Source organism: Rufibacter sp. JT3400010, assembly GCF_054956755.1.
This window is the reverse complement of record NZ_JBUDXA010000002.1, coordinates 397,525-411,862: the sequence shown is the minus strand read 5'-3', so window position 1 is coordinate 411,862 and position 14,338 is coordinate 397,525. Positions and strand designations below refer to the sequence as shown.

General features: G+C 53.2%; 9 protein-coding genes. 4 read left to right on the top strand and 5 right to left on the bottom strand.

Annotated features, from left to right (window positions below; all coding sequences use genetic code 11):
- Positions 1 to 316: 316 nt before the first annotated feature.
- From ACY0JR_RS03555 to ACY0JR_RS03545, 3 genes are all read right to left on the bottom strand, one after another.
- Positions 317 to 2,740, bottom strand: a complete 2,424-nt coding sequence (locus tag ACY0JR_RS03555) for a TonB-dependent receptor (RefSeq protein ID WP_462632493.1) — start codon at positions 2,738 to 2,740, stop codon at positions 317 to 319.
- 27 nt (positions 2,741 to 2,767) lie between these two features.
- Positions 2,768 to 3,247 (bottom strand): GNAT family N-acetyltransferase, encoded by a 480-nt coding sequence (locus tag ACY0JR_RS03550; RefSeq protein WP_462632492.1) that lies wholly within the window; start codon positions 3,245 to 3,247, stop codon positions 2,768 to 2,770.
- 88 nt (positions 3,248 to 3,335) lie between these two features.
- The gene (locus ACY0JR_RS03545; RefSeq protein WP_462632491.1) at positions 3,336 to 4,217 is read right to left on the bottom strand and encodes a hypothetical protein; all 882 of its coding nucleotides are present in this window, start codon (positions 4,215 to 4,217) and stop codon (positions 3,336 to 3,338) included.
- A 91-nt stretch (positions 4,218 to 4,308) separates the two neighbouring features.
- Here ACY0JR_RS03545 and ACY0JR_RS03540 point away from each other — a divergent pair, with 91 nt between their 5' ends.
- Both ACY0JR_RS03540 and ACY0JR_RS03535 read left to right on the top strand, forming a co-directional pair.
- On the top strand, positions 4,309 to 5,508 hold the full coding sequence (locus tag ACY0JR_RS03540; protein WP_462632489.1) for a C40 family peptidase: 1,200 nt from the start codon (positions 4,309 to 4,311) through the stop codon (positions 5,506 to 5,508).
- Between the two features lie 58 nt (positions 5,509 to 5,566).
- Positions 5,567 to 7,066, top strand: a complete 1,500-nt coding sequence (locus tag ACY0JR_RS03535) for a glycosyl hydrolase family 18 protein (protein WP_462632488.1) — start codon at positions 5,567 to 5,569, stop codon at positions 7,064 to 7,066.
- A gap of 253 nt (positions 7,067 to 7,319) precedes the next feature.
- Here ACY0JR_RS03535 and ACY0JR_RS03530 read toward each other — a convergent pair whose 3' ends face one another.
- Positions 7,320 to 8,705: a D-alanyl-D-alanine carboxypeptidase gene (locus tag ACY0JR_RS03530; RefSeq protein WP_462632487.1), complete on the bottom strand. Its 1,386-nt coding sequence runs from the start codon at positions 8,703 to 8,705 to the stop codon at positions 7,320 to 7,322.
- Between the two features lie 209 nt (positions 8,706 to 8,914).
- Here ACY0JR_RS03530 and ACY0JR_RS03525 point away from each other — a divergent pair, with 209 nt between their 5' ends.
- Both ACY0JR_RS03525 and ACY0JR_RS03520 read left to right on the top strand, forming a co-directional pair.
- Positions 8,915 to 9,970, top strand: coding sequence for a S66 peptidase family protein (locus ACY0JR_RS03525; protein ID WP_462632486.1), 1,056 nt, complete (start codon positions 8,915 to 8,917; stop codon positions 9,968 to 9,970).
- Positions 9,971 to 10,068: 98 nt separating this feature from the next.
- Positions 10,069 to 13,164 carry a glycoside hydrolase family 3 N-terminal domain-containing protein gene (locus tag ACY0JR_RS03520; RefSeq protein ID WP_462632485.1) on the top strand — a complete coding sequence of 1,032 codons (3,096 nt, stop codon included), beginning with the start codon at positions 10,069 to 10,071 and terminating at the stop codon, positions 13,162 to 13,164.
- Between the two features lie 167 nt (positions 13,165 to 13,331).
- Here the strand turns inward: ACY0JR_RS03520 and ACY0JR_RS03515 are convergent, their stop codons facing one another.
- Positions 13,332 to 14,222: a carboxypeptidase-like regulatory domain-containing protein gene (locus tag ACY0JR_RS03515; protein ID WP_462632484.1), complete on the bottom strand. Its 891-nt coding sequence runs from the start codon at positions 14,220 to 14,222 to the stop codon at positions 13,332 to 13,334.
- Positions 14,223 to 14,338: the final 116 nt, after the last annotated feature.

Below are 14,338 nucleotides of genomic sequence, written 5' to 3'. Positions count from 1 at the left end.
AAAAAGCGGGTAAAACGGAGCCTTACCTTACCTCCTCTATTGTCATCCTGAAAGGACCTTGTGGGCGAATTAGAAAAGCTTTGAATCAGCGTCTTTACCGTTCGCTCACAAGATCTTTCCAAGATGGCAATGGAGGTTGGATGAGTGTTAACCTCGCAGGGTACGAAGCTCCTACGAGTGTCCCCTCTCAAAACAAAAGACCTCACAGGTTTTGAAAACCTGTAAGGTCTAAACAGAACTTGCTCCCTTTTCTGCCTACTTTTCTGAAAACAGCCCAAAACGGGAGCTAGTGACTGCTTTAAGTCAATGTTATCTCCTAGAAATTCCCGCGCAACGTGAGCACCAGATTTCTACCTGGCGCGCTCACGCCCGAGGCATACACCCGGTAAAACTGGTCCAGCATATTCTCCAGCGCCGCCTGCACCTGTATTCTTGGATGAAACTGATAGGCGGTTCTCAGGTTGAGCGTGTACCAGGCCGGTACGCCCTGCGGCGTGGCGTATTGCAGGTTGTCTTCGCCCACAGGGTTGTAGTCTTCCAGGCGTTTCCAGCCGTTGTACTGCACAAAGAACTCTGAACGGAACTTAGGCAACGTCAGAAATAAGCTTGTTTTCCCGAATACCGGCGGAATGTGGTCTAAGGGGATATTCACCGGATCTGCCTTGATGCGGCCCCGGGTGTAGGTGAGCGTTGACGTTAATTGGAAGGCTTGGGTAATGTCGGCGTTTACGGAACCGGAGAAACCGTACACGTAGGCCTTGTTCGCGTTCACGCTGGCTACTACGCGGCTGCGTTGCCCGTTGTACTCCAACTCGGGTTGTCCCTGGAACAGGAACGGCTGCGTGGTGATGGCATCGCGGTACCAGGTGTAGAAACCGGTGCCCTCCACCCGCACGCTCTGGGCGATGGTCTTCCCGATGGAGAGTTCAGCGTTGTAGGTGTACTCCGGTTTCAGGTCTGGGTTAGGCACCACCAACTGCCCCGCTACTGATTCAAACACTTTTGCCAGGTCGTCTACGTTGGGCGCCCGGAATCCGGAGGAAGCCACGGCCGCAAATCGCCACTCATTTCCGGGTTGGAACACGAGGCCCAGGTTCCCGTTCACGGCGGTGTTCTTCTGGCTTACTTCGTCAAAAGGGAACGGGAAGAAGCTTTTGTCCCGGAAATCAGCGTTCAGTTCTACCCGGCTCACTCTTAGGCCATCAGAAAGAATCCACTGCGGCGTGATCTCCCAGGTGTGGGTAAAGTAAGCCGCCATAGTACCCATGTTTGAACCATCGCTGGGGTAACGGGTATCTAAGGGCGTGCGCTCCTCAATGTCAGGACTACCTACGCGCGGAACATTCCTACTACCATAGGCGCGGGAAAAAACCTCATTGTACGTGCCCTCTAGTCCGTACCGCAGTTCATGCTCGCCCAACAGACGGCTCGCATCGGCGTTGAGGGTATAGACGTCCACGTGCTCAAACCGATTCTGCAACGGACTGCGTTTAAACCGGCGGTTGTGCCGACTTTCCTCTACGCTCTGGTAAGCCGCCGTTACCCTAAGGTCCTCCAGCCAACCCCGGCCTTTGGTGGCAAGCGTATACGCCGCCAGCCAGCGCTCCTGCGGACCATAGTACCATTCGCCGTGATTTAGGTTGCCCTGGGCATCTACCTCGGTGAGGCGGTCATACCTGGGAATGTCTGAGGAAGTAGAGAACTGCACGTTAAGCAAATGTGAGGTGTTCGCCGAGGGCTGAAACAATACTTTTTGTAGCACATCATACTGTTGGTAACCCGAGAATTTTTGTACGTTGATGTTCTCATTGGGCACCATCACGTCTTTTCCGTCTTCCCACGTCTGGTAGAAAGGCCTAAGACCCCAGCTTCCGTAGAACGGATTGCGGTTCTTGCCCTGGCGCAGGTCATCGAAATCTGAGTAGGTGAAGCTGGTGAAACTGCCCCATTTGCGCCCACCCACCGAGAAATCCACGTGGCCGGTTTTCTCCTGGTTCGCGGTGGCATAACGGGTGAAGGCGCTGCCCGTGACGCGGGTACCGGCACTGTCGCCCAGCACCGGATTCTTGGTGTAGAAATGCACCACGCCGCCCAAGGCATCTGAACCGTACACCACGGAACCAGGCCCAAACACCACTTCCACTTTCTCCAAAGAGGCGTTATCAACGGTAATCACGTTCTGCAGGTGCCCGCCGCGGTAAATGGCGTTGTTCAGGCGCACGCCGTCAATGACCATCAGGACTTTGTTGGCTTCAAAACCGCGCAGAATGGGACTACCACCGCCCGCCTGACTTTTCTGCACCAGTACCTGACCAGTTTGCTGCAGCACATCGGCGGTGGTCTGGTTGCTCTGGAAGGCCAGTTCCCGCGCGTTCAGTACCTCTATCTGCTGCGGCACATCGGCGCGTTTCTCTTCAAACTTACTCGCTGAGACCACTACTTCGTTCAGAGAATAACTGCGTTCTGTGAGCGCCACCCGGTAGCGCATGGAAGCCAGTTGGCTTATGGCCAAGGTCCGCGTCTGGTAGTCTGCCCGCTCAAACCTTAGACTATCGGTTTCCTGGAAACCACGGGTACTGAACCGTCCTTTGGCATCTGTCAGGAGCGCGGCGCCACCTTGCGTAGGCACCACCCGCACGCCAGCCAACGGCTGAAGATTGGCCCGGTCTTGCACCACCGCACTCTGCGCCAATGCCGCCATAGGCAACGCCACCAGCAATAGAGATAGAAAAGCTTTCATATATAGTCTATAATCTGAAAATCTGGGTTAAAGCGGTAATTCCATCTTAATGTCGGCGCGTTTGTATTCTTTCAATTCGTCTGGCACTTCCACAAAACCTAATCTGTGATACAGGTGCAGCGCGGTTTCTAACTTTCGGTTAGAGAGCAGCATGAGCGTAGTGGCTCCTAACTCTCGGGCTTTCTGAATGGCGGCTTCGCCCAGGCGTTTCCCAATCTTCAGCCCCTGGGCTTTGTCAGTGACGGCCATTTTGGCCAATTCATAAGTCTGATCATCTACCTTGATCAAGGCGCAGGTGCCTACTATTTCGCCGTTGTATTCGGCCATGAAAATGTGTCCGCCCTTGGCGATGATGTAACCGTCTGGGTCACCCAAGGATTTGTGGTCCAGTTCCTCCATTTCAAAGTAGCGCTCAATCCAGGCCTGGTTCAGTTCCCGGAAGCGGGCGGCATGGGCGGGTGTATAGTCAAGGAGGGAAACGGCAGGAAGGGTAGCTTCAGGATTCATAAACTGTGTGCAAGAAAAGCCCCAAAGATAGGCAAAGCGCCTCGCGTTTACAGGCCCTTTTCGGGAAAACAGCCTGCAAACGGGCATCTCAGTACCGCACCGGCTCACAGACTTCTTCGTCGCAGACCAGATACTTATATACCGGATGGCCGAGCATCTGCTGGAGCGTCAGCACTTCACCCCTGACGTGGAACCGGTCCAGCACCAGTCGCACCCCGTGGCTGTAGTCCAGATAGGTAGCCACATGGCCCAGATAAAGCGGCTGAATGGGTTTGCCGTCTTGCTTGTGCCACCCGTAAATAGCCACGCGGTTCACATTTTTGGGCTGAAGTAACCTGGGGCTGAGCACAATGTCTTTCTTGTGGCCCGCTATCAGCTTGCCCTTTCCCCGGCCTTTCAGTTGCTTCTGGATGAGTTGGCTATGCTGGAGAAACGTGGTGACACTGTCGCGGTCTTGGGTGAGTGGCAAGGGTTCCAGTTTGATGTCTGCGGCGGCATAGATGGCGTCTACCAATTTACGGGTCGGTAACGTGCAGGCCCAGGCCTCGGCCACGGTTTGGGCGTTTTGGGGTTGCAAGGGAATCCGCACGAAGTCTTTGTCTCCGCCTACGGCGAGGTAATCTAAGATGGCGTAGAAATAAGCCTTGAGGGTATCGCCCTCCGGGCTGATGGCTATAAGGGGAATCTCTTTGGTATGACGCAGAAACTCTGGCCCGTTGCCTTTTTTAAGCAGTTGCTGAAGCAGAAAAGCTTCCCGTTCTTCTCCAGAAAGGGGACGTAAGGCGCTGATTACCTGCTCACCGGTTAGCCGAACCGAGGAACCGTTTGGCTTTTTTGCCGGTTGAGAAGAAGACGACACCCGTTGGCGGGGACTGCAGGCCAGCAAACTCACCATCAACAACGCTCTGATTCCCTTTAAGAAGAACCTGCTTCGGTTCCGGTTCCTGGAAGACGTATCTAGTAGCAACATATCATCGGGCTGAATACTTTTTAATATTAATTAAAAATTACTTGCCATCCTGTTTTCCAAAAGCTTATCTTGGTCCTTTAGGTTTACCGCTATGAAAAAAAGTCTCGCTGTTTTATCCCTGGGTTTGCTGATGTCCTGCGCCGGCAGCAAAACACCCCCAGAAATCACCTCCAATACCGTTGCTCCTGCCGTAGTTCCATCAGCTTTGGCCCCGCATGTAGAAGCAGTGCGCCAGCAGTTTGCCCCAGACAAGCGGGTAGCACTCTTTGACGTGAAAACCAACGGGGCGGTGCTCACCGGCGAGACTAACATGCCCGCGGCCAAAACGGCTTTGCTGGAACGTTTGCAGAAGGCCGGTATCTCTTTCCAGGACAGCATTCAGGTGTTGCCGCAGGCGGAAATGGGTACGAACCAATTTGCGGTAGTGACGTTGTCAGTGGCCAACCTGCGCTCTGAACCCAAGCACCCTGCTGAACTCGCCACCCAAGCTACCATGGGAACTCCTTTGCGCGTCTGGAAGCAGAAAGGTGGTTGGTATCTGGTGCAAACCCCAGACAAGTACCTGGCCTGGGTAGACGGTGCGGGCATTAAACTCATGGACGAAGCTACGTTCAACATTTGGCAGCAAGGCGAAAAACTACTCTACACCAATCCATACGGATTTGCCTACGCGGCCCCGAACACCCAGGGCACCACAGTTTCTGATTTGGTGTACGGCGATGTGATGGTACTGAAAGGCCAAAGCAAAGGCTTCCACGAAGTTTCTTTCCCAGATGGCCGCACCGCCTTCGTTACCTCTTCAGAAGTACAGAAATACACTGAATGGGCCGCTACCCGCAAACCAACCGAACAGAACTTGGTGGAAACTTCTAAGCGCCTGCTAGGCTTGCCTTACCTCTGGGGCGGTACTTCCTTCAAGGGCGTAGATTGCAGCGGCTTCACCAAAACCGTGTATTTCATGAACGGCTTGGTGCTACCCCGCGATGCCTCCCAACAAGTACACTCCGGCGAATTGATTGACACCAAAGACGGCTTCCAGAACCTGCGCCCCGGCGATTTGCTTTTCTTCGGGTCACCGGCCAGAGACGGCAAACCTGAGCGCGTGGTGCACGTGGGCATGTGGATCGGCAACAATGAGTTCATTCACTCGGCGGGCCGGGTGCGCATCAACAGCATGGACCCTGCCGCTCCCAACCATGACGCCTCTGAACTCAAACGCTTCCTGCGCGCCAAGCGCATTTCGCCGCAGGCGTCACTGATAGACTTACGCACGGCTTCGCTGTTCCAGTAGAGGCCGCGCGCTCCTTCTTCTTGCGTAAAAGTCATGTTTCACCTAACCTCAATCCCCCATGAGAAAACTCTACCCTGGTGTTCTAGTACTGTTGCTGCTGCTCGCGGGCGCTTTCCGGGCTTCGGCGCAGTCCATCCATGAAGAAGAAGCGGCCCGGTACCGCAAGTATGATTTTAAAACTGATGCGGAATATGACCAGCTTTTAGGCAGAAATCCGGAAACCATGCGCAAAGCGGCTACTCCCAAAACAGGACAACGCACCGGCCCGCCGTTGGGCAAGAAGGTGTTCGGGTGGCACCCGTACTGGCAGGGCGAGACGTACCAGGACTACGACTTCAGCAACCTGAGCACCATCGCCTATTTTTCCTATGAGGTAAACCCCAGCACCGGCGGGTACAGCACCATCAGAACCTGGAACACCACTGGCCTTATTGCCGCCGCCCACGCCGCTGGAGTTAAAGTGGTTTTGACCGTGACCAATTTCGGGAACGCGAACAATGCCACGCTCCTAAACAGCGCCACCAGCCGCGAGAACCTGATCAGCACCTTGATTACGCTGGTGAAAGCCCGTAACGGAGATGGCGTGAACATAGACTTTGAAACCGTGGCCGCTGCCCAACGCGACGCGCTCACCAGTTTCATGAATACCCTGGCAGATCGTTTCCACACCGAGGTTCCGGGTTCTAAGGTCTCCATTGCCTTGCCCGCGCTCTTCAGCAACACCAACGCCTTTGATGTGGCCGCCATGACCAAGGTAGATGATTTCCTGATCATGGGCTATGATTACTGGTACGCCGGTTCTCAATATGCCGGTCCGGTGGCGCCGCTGGCGCCCAGTTCCTGGTCTTTTTGGGGACCAACCCTCAACCTGACCAAGTCCGTGAATGATTATCTCACCAAACTTCCGGCTTCTAAACTACTGTTGGCTTTGCCGTACTACGGCCGCCGCTGGGCCACCAGCACCAACGCCATAGGGGCTTCCGCCACTACCCAGAACAGCAAAGTCGCCTCAGAATCTCGCCTGTACCATGCCGTAAAAACAGAACTGGCCACCAAAGGCTACACCCGCCAATGGAACAATGAGGGCGCCGTACCTTACTACGTGTATCAGGAAAACGGGCAGTGGTTTCAGACGTTTTATGACGATGTGGAAAGCCTGGGCCTGAAGTACGATTTGGTAAACAGCAAAGGCTTGGCCGGCATTGGTATTTGGGCCCTGGGCTATGACAACACGCCCGTCAACCCCGAGTTTAATAACCTGCTCCGCACCAAGTTTCCGCCGTCTGTGCTGGCTTCTAAGGAAGAATTGGGAAAAGGGCCTGGAAACACCGCGTACCCAAATCCTGTGGCCCGAGGCCAGAAGGTACTCTTTCAAACTTCCGGCTTGGGCACATCGGTCAAAGTCTCTATTCAGGATGCTGTGGGTAGGACCTCTCCTACTTCAACTTTACCCGCAGATGGTTCTTTTGATACTTCTTTTTTAGAAGCTGGCCTGTACTTTGTCTCACTAAAGGGTTCTAAAGGCAGTACTACCCACCGCTTGGTGGTGACAGAATAAGTTACAACAATAATGAAATAAGAATTCCGTTTAGTGGCTGTTTTCTAAAAACAGCCACTAAACGGAATTCTTATTTTGAAGGCAAGTTTATCTCTCTTTTGTCATCTTGGAAAGATCTTGTGAGCGAACAGTAATAGCCTGTCTAAATGCCTTTCTAGTTCGCCCACAAGTTCCTTTCAGGATGACAAAATAAGGGTAAGGAAACAAAGTAGAGGAAAAAGCCAATCGGGTAAAAAGGCCAAGCTCTCCTAGCTTAATATTTCTCGTGTACTTCCGTCATGATGCGCACCATTTCATTGCGAATCTCGCTAGAAGGAACTTTGAAGTTGTTGTTCATAAAGCTAAACAGCAGCAGTTTCCCGCTTTTGGTCATGATGTAGCCGCTTTGGTTGTGCACGTGCGCCAGCGTCCCGGATTTCCCAAAGACGTACGGCGGTTCGGCTTTGTAGATGGCCCGGAAGGTTCCGGGTCTTCCGCCGGTAGCCATCAAGGGCAATAGTCGTTCAGTGGGGCGTTCCTGCTGTAGTTTCTGCAACAGCGCAATGATGCTGCGAGGGGTGAACATGTTCATGCTGGACAAACCCGACCCATCTACCCACACCGGCGCATCTGGCAAGTCTGATAGGTAATTCTTGACCGCGTACTGGATGCCCCGCTCCACTGATAAAGTATCTGACAACGTACCGGAACAAAGCACCATCAACTGCTCGGCAAACAGGTTGTCGCTCACTTGCAGCATGCGTTTGTACACGGTGTCTGAAGGCAGGCCATAGAACGTTTTCGCGCCTGTAGGCAAGGCTCGGTTTTTCAATAGTGTTACTTTCTTTTTAAGGGTATCGGCGAGCAGCCGCACGGTCATGTCTGGCGAGGGAATGAAGGGTACTTCCACGGAGAAATCGGTGGAGGCGTGTTTGGGGTAATACGTGAACTCATTCGTGCGCCAGGCCCGCACGAAGACATCATTGTGGGTGTACCGGGCCGTATCGGTTTTGATGGTGGGCTTGAAGATGGCCGGGGTGGTGGTGTACCGTTGGGTAGGACCTCCCCTGCGGGCGAATTTCACAATGTTGCCGTGGATGGGGAAAATGCTTCGCTCAGGCTGGTAATAGTAGTTGTAATCGTCCCAGCCCCAATTGTTGGCGAAGGGCGTACTGGCGAAGGGCGCTTCCAGGTAATACAGTTTCTCCTTGCGGTTTTTCAGGAAGTCATAGGCGACCGAGTTCTTCAGGTCCATGTGCGCAAAGGTTGGGTCGCCGGTGCCCCAGAAAATAAGCGAGTCGCCGCGCACCACGTACTTGAGCGCCGGGATGGAGTCGCCCAGCATTTTGAGGCTGGCGTAGAACGTGAACAGCTTGGTGTTGGAGGCAGGCACGAAGTATTTATCAGCGTTGTGTTCTACCACCATTTTCCCCAGAGCGGGGTCATACAAGGCAAAACCCACAAACCGGTTTTTCCCGATCTCAGATTCCAGGACCTGCCGTTTGATTTCCTCGGGGCCATATACCGCAGCGGTTGGCGGCGGAACCGGCGTAGTGACCACAACTGGTGCTTGTCTGGCGGTACTACAACCTACTAAAAAGAACAGGAAAAAGCCCTGGAGCATGAGCCAGCGGAAGCCGGAAAGTTGGATGCGCATCATGAGTGTTGATTTGGAGCCCTTAGTTAATGCAAGAATCTGGTATCGTCAAAAAATACTTCTAAAACTTCCGTCGCCAGAACGCTACTTCTGGAAACTGTTTACAATATAGTTTTTTAAATTATTTAAAAACTTCGGGAAAAGCATAAGAATCAGGAACAATCTTTTTATTTTAACGCTCGCTTACTCACCATCCCTTAACCTGTTCAGCTATGGCTATCCGTACCCGCCGCGAGGTGCTGGCGTCTCTTTCTGTGGCGGCGGCCTCGCTCCCGTTGCTAAGCTTCAATTCAAGCCCTTTTCCAGAAAACAGGCCCAGAACGATTGTGCCGCCTCGGCTTAAAGCCGGCGATACAGTAGGACTTATCTGCCCGGCGGGGGCCGCATTCAGTAAAGAGGTGGTGCAGATTACCAAGGAGTCTATGGAAGCGCTGGGCCTGAAAGTGAAACTGGGCAAGCACGTGTTTGACCGGTTCGGGTATCTGGCGGGCACCGACCAGGCGCGGGCCGAGGACGTGAACACCATGTTCGCGGATAAAAGCGTGCAGGGAATTCTGGCTATTCACGGAGGCTGGGGCTGTGCCCGATTGCTGCCTTTGCTGGACTACAAAACCATCCAGAAAAACCCCAAACCGCTCATCGGCTACTCAGACATCACCGCCTTGCACCTGGCCATCAACGCCAAAACGGGTCTGGTGACCTTTCATGGACCGGTGGGTTCGGCTACCTGGAACAAGTTCTCCGTTGACTCTTTCCGGCAGGTACTGTTTGACGGTAGCCCGGTGCTGTTTGAGAACCCCAAAGAACTGGGCGACAATCTTGCCCTCACCAAAGACCGCATTACCACCATTACGCCCGGCACCGCGCGCGGCAAACTAGTGGGCGGCAATTTGACGGTGCTCTCCGCCATCATAGGTTCTGACTATCTGCCCAACTGGAAAGACGCCATTCTGTTTCTGGAAGACACAAACGAAGCCGTGTACCGAGTAGACCGCATGCTCACGCAACTGAAACTGGCCGGCGTGCTGGACCAAGTGAAAGGCGTGGTGTTTGGCAAGTGCTCAGACTGCGACCCCGGCAAAGGCGGCTACGGCTCGCTCACGTTGGAAGAAGTGTTGGAACAGCATTTGCAGCCCTTGAAAGTGCCGGTGTACTCAGGCGCTATGATCGGGCATATCACGCATAAATTCACCATTCCGGTAGGCGCTGAGGCCGAAATAGACGCCACGGCCGGAACAATCAAGTTATTACAACCTGCCGTGGCCTGATTCTGAACTTTGACGGGCTTTGGACCTGTTTTTGATATAATTGCCTTAATTTGCATCCTTTTCTCGCTTCCTACATCTCCTTATTTCTGTCTATTGCCTTGAAAAAACATCGTTTTCTTTCCATCGCCATCCTTTTCCTCTTTCTGGCAGGAGCCATTTCCTTGCACGGTCAAACCGGCAAGCGGAAATCTTCCAAAGCCACTACTAAAAAAACGGTTACTGTCACCAAGAAAGCAGCCGCCAAGAAACCCGCTGTTCCGGTGTTCAACCCGAAGACCGACCCTCCGCATCTGGGCGCGAACCAGGCATGGGTAGACTCGGTGTTCAAGACCTTGACGCCCGAGGAGCGCATCGCGCAGCTGATCATGATTCCGGTGTACTCTAACAAGGATCAGGCGCACATTGACTCCATCAGTCGGTTAATCACAAACTACAAGGTAGGCGGATTGATCTTCTTCCAGGGCGGACCGGTGCGGCAGGCGCACATGACCAACCGCTACCAGCGCGAAAGCAAGGTGCCGTTGATGATTTCCATTGACGGCGAGTGGGGTTTGGGCATGCGCCTGGACAGCACGGTTTCTTTCCCGTACCAGATGAGCCTGGGCGGTATTGAAGACGAGAAACTGATTTATGACATGGGTGCCGAGATTGCCCGTCAGTGCCGTAGGTTGGGTATTCACGTGAACTTTGCCCCGGTGGTAGACGTGAACAACAACGCCAACAACCCCGTGATCGGGTTCCGCTCCTTCGGTGAAGACAAATACAACGTGACCCGCAAAGCTTTGGCCTACATGAAAGGCATGCAGGACAACAAAGTACTGGCCAACGCCAAACACTTCCCCGGTCACGGCGACACCAACGTAGATTCGCACTACGGCCTACCAGTGCTGCACTTCTCCAAACTGCGCCTGGACTCCACGGAACTGTACCCGTTCAGAGAGCTCATGAAAAACGGTTTGGGTAGCTTGATGGTCGCGCACATGAACATTCCGGTGCTGGACAACACCAAAGACGTAGCCTCTACCCTTTCCAAAAACATTGTGAGCGATCTGCTCAAGAAAGAGATGGGCTTCAAAGGCCTGGTATTCACCGATGCCCTGAACATGCAAGGCGTGGCCAAGTTCTACCCTCCCGGAATTGTGGACGTGAAAGCGCTGTTAGCCGGGAACGATGTGCTCCTGAACACCATGGACGTGAAAACCACCATTGAGGAGGTAAAGAAAGCCATCAAGAACAAGGAAATCACGCAGGCCGAGGTAGATGCCCGCTGCAAGAAAGTATTGGCCGCCAAACAATGGGCAGGCTTAGACAAGTGGCAGCCTATTGAAACCAAAAACCTGATTGCGGACCTGAACAACCCTACGGCAGACTACATTAACCGTCAGTTAACCGAGGCCTCCATCACGCTGCTCCGCAACAAAGACAACATATTGCCTATCAAGACGCTGGACACTTTGAAGATTGCCGCTCTAGCCATGGGCACTAACACTGAGACTGAATTCCAGCGCAGCCTGGCCAAGTACGCCAAAGTAGACAACTTCTTTCTGCCGCCCACCAGCTCTATCGCTGAACTGCAGGCTTTGAAAGACAAACTGAAAGACTACAACACCATTCTGGTAGGCGTACACAAGCTGCAACTGAAAGCCTCTGGTAACAACACCTTTGGCATTACCGCTGAGATGAACCTGTTCCTGAAAGACCTGATTCGTTCCAAAAACACGGTGGTGAGTGTGTTCGGGAACGTGTACAGCCTCAACCGTTTTGAAGACATTGAGAAAGCACACGGCGTGTTGGCCACGTACCAGGAGAGTGCCTTAACCCAGGACGTAGCAGCCCAGATCATTTTTGGCGGGGTGGGTGCCAAAGGCAAACTGCCGGTGAACGTGTCCAGCTTCTTCCGCATCAACAACGGTCTGAAAACCGAAGGCGGCTTACGTTTGGCTTACACGCAACCAGAGGCTTTGGGCCTGAAATCCCAAGACTTCGCCCAAATCGATACCTTGGTAAACCAGGCCATTCGGGCCAAAGCCACACCGGGCGCACAGGTATTGGTCGCCAAAAACGGAAAAGTGATTTACGCCAAGTCGTTCGGGTATCATACGTATGAGAACCAGACGCCCGTGAAAAACACAGACCTGTACGATTTGGCTTCTGTGACGAAAATCACGACTTCTTTGGCGGCGTACATGAAACTGAACGGCGAAGGCAAGTTTGACGTGGACAAGACCTTGGGCGAGTACCTGCCCATGATGCAGAAGTCAAACAAAGAAAACCTGAAGTACCGCGATATTCTTACCCATCAGGCCCGCCTGAAATCCTGGATTCCGTTCTGGAAAGAGGAGCTAAAGAAGAATGGCGAGTTGAAGAGCACCGTTTTCAACCCAGACTCCTCGGCCAAATTCCCCATCAGAGTTGCCAAGAACCTGTACATCCATAAAGACCACGCCGCGAAAATCTACGAACAAATCAAAGACTCGCCGCTGAACGAGAAACCGGGCTACGTGTACTCAGATTTGTCTTTCATTCTGGCTCCGTTAGTGGTAAAGAACATCACCGGCGAAGATTTTGAAACCTACCTGAAGAAGAACATCTACGAGCCGCTGGGCGCTACTACCTTAACGTTTAACCCGTACAAACACTACCCGCTGTCGCGTATTGTGCCTACCGAGGTGGATACCTTGTTCCGGAAACAACTATTGCACGGCACGGTCCATGACGAAGGCGCTGCCATGTTAGGTGGTATCAGCGGCCACGCTGGTTTGTTCGGGAACGCGAATGACCTAGCCAAGGTGATGCAGATGTACCTCAACGACGGTATCTACGCGGGCAAACGCTACATCGCCAACAAGACGGTGAGCACGTTCAGCAAATGCCAGTTCTGCCCAGACAACTACCGCGCCCTCGGCTTTGACCGTCCGTCCAAGCCTGGTACCTTGAACGGAAACGCCGCCCAGAGCGCCCCCGCAGAAAGCTTCGGCCACACCGGCTTTACCGGTATCTACAGTTGGATAGACCCCGTAAACCAGATTGTCTACATCTTCATGTCTAACCGCGTACACCCCACCCGCGAAAGCTCAGTCCTAAGCCAACTGAATACCCGTACTAAAGTGATGCAGGTAGTCTATGACGCCATGGCGAAAGCCAAAAACGGCAGTTCTACTCCTACCACTACTAGTTCTAGCACTGGACGGTAAACGCCTGCTTTGTAAAAAGTAGGCCAGAAACAAAAAGGCCCACTCTGATAACTCAGGGCGGGCCTTTTGCTTTGAAAGGAGGTTTGTAGGGGCAATCCCTTGTGGTTGCCCTTTCTATTTGCAACTGGGTTAGGGCAACCACAAGGGATTGCCCCTACCTAAGACTATCAATTACTCAGTGTCAACTGAAAGTGCGGCGTGGCCGAGGTGATGGCGTCTCCTTCGCGTTGGTTGGTGCTGACCCATTTGCCTTGGTGGTAAATCCAGCCATTGGGGCTGCGGTTGTCTGGCCCGTAACTCCGGATGCTGGGTTCATAGGAAACCCTGGCGGGTACTTCTTTGGTGCCGGTTTCGGGGTCTATTGCTTCGTAGCGGTTCTGCTTGATGATAAGCCACTCAAAAGCAATGTATAAACCTTTAGCGGGCATCTGGAGGTCGTGCTGACTGACATTCACGTTCACCATCTTGATGCCTTTCTGCGCCACTCCTACCAACGGGGCCGAAAGCAGGTCTTTGCCCGGTTCTCCGTTCTCCCCTACTTGCAGCAGATGCAACCGGAAAGAAGCGTTCTTGATATTACTCAGCGTCACCAGCGAAATCTCGTCCAGAAAAGGCGTGGCGGCATACCCAGGTTTATACGGAATATACTGGGCCACAATCCAGGGCGTGCCGTTGCTCCCGAAGGAATACTCCGTATTCTCATCCAGCTTGTTGATGATGAATTTGCTGCGTTTGGTGCTTTTCTTCACCGTCACTACCCCCAGCGCCACCGCCGTGGGAACCAGTGCCACCTTGACGCTTCCTCCCGGAATAGAAACTCTGGTTCGTTCATACCCCAGGCAGGAAATCACCAGCGTCTTGCCTGGCAGGTTGGTCTGACCCAGACTGAACTCCCCTTTCTCAGAGGAGGTGGTGCCCAGGTTCTCGTCTTCTACCCAAATGTTGGCAAACGCTACCGGCTTGCCCGTGGCTTTGTCACTGATGGTTCCTTTTACTTGACCAAACCCTATGCCCACAGACAGAAGGAATACAAAAAGCAGGAGCATCGCTGATTTCATGTCTGGTGGATAACTGGAAAAAGAAAACCTATTTTCAGGCTGCTTTTAGAAAAACAGCCCCAAAACTGAGAAGTTGAAGAAAGGAATCATCTTTTTCAACGCACACTTCTGCCGCT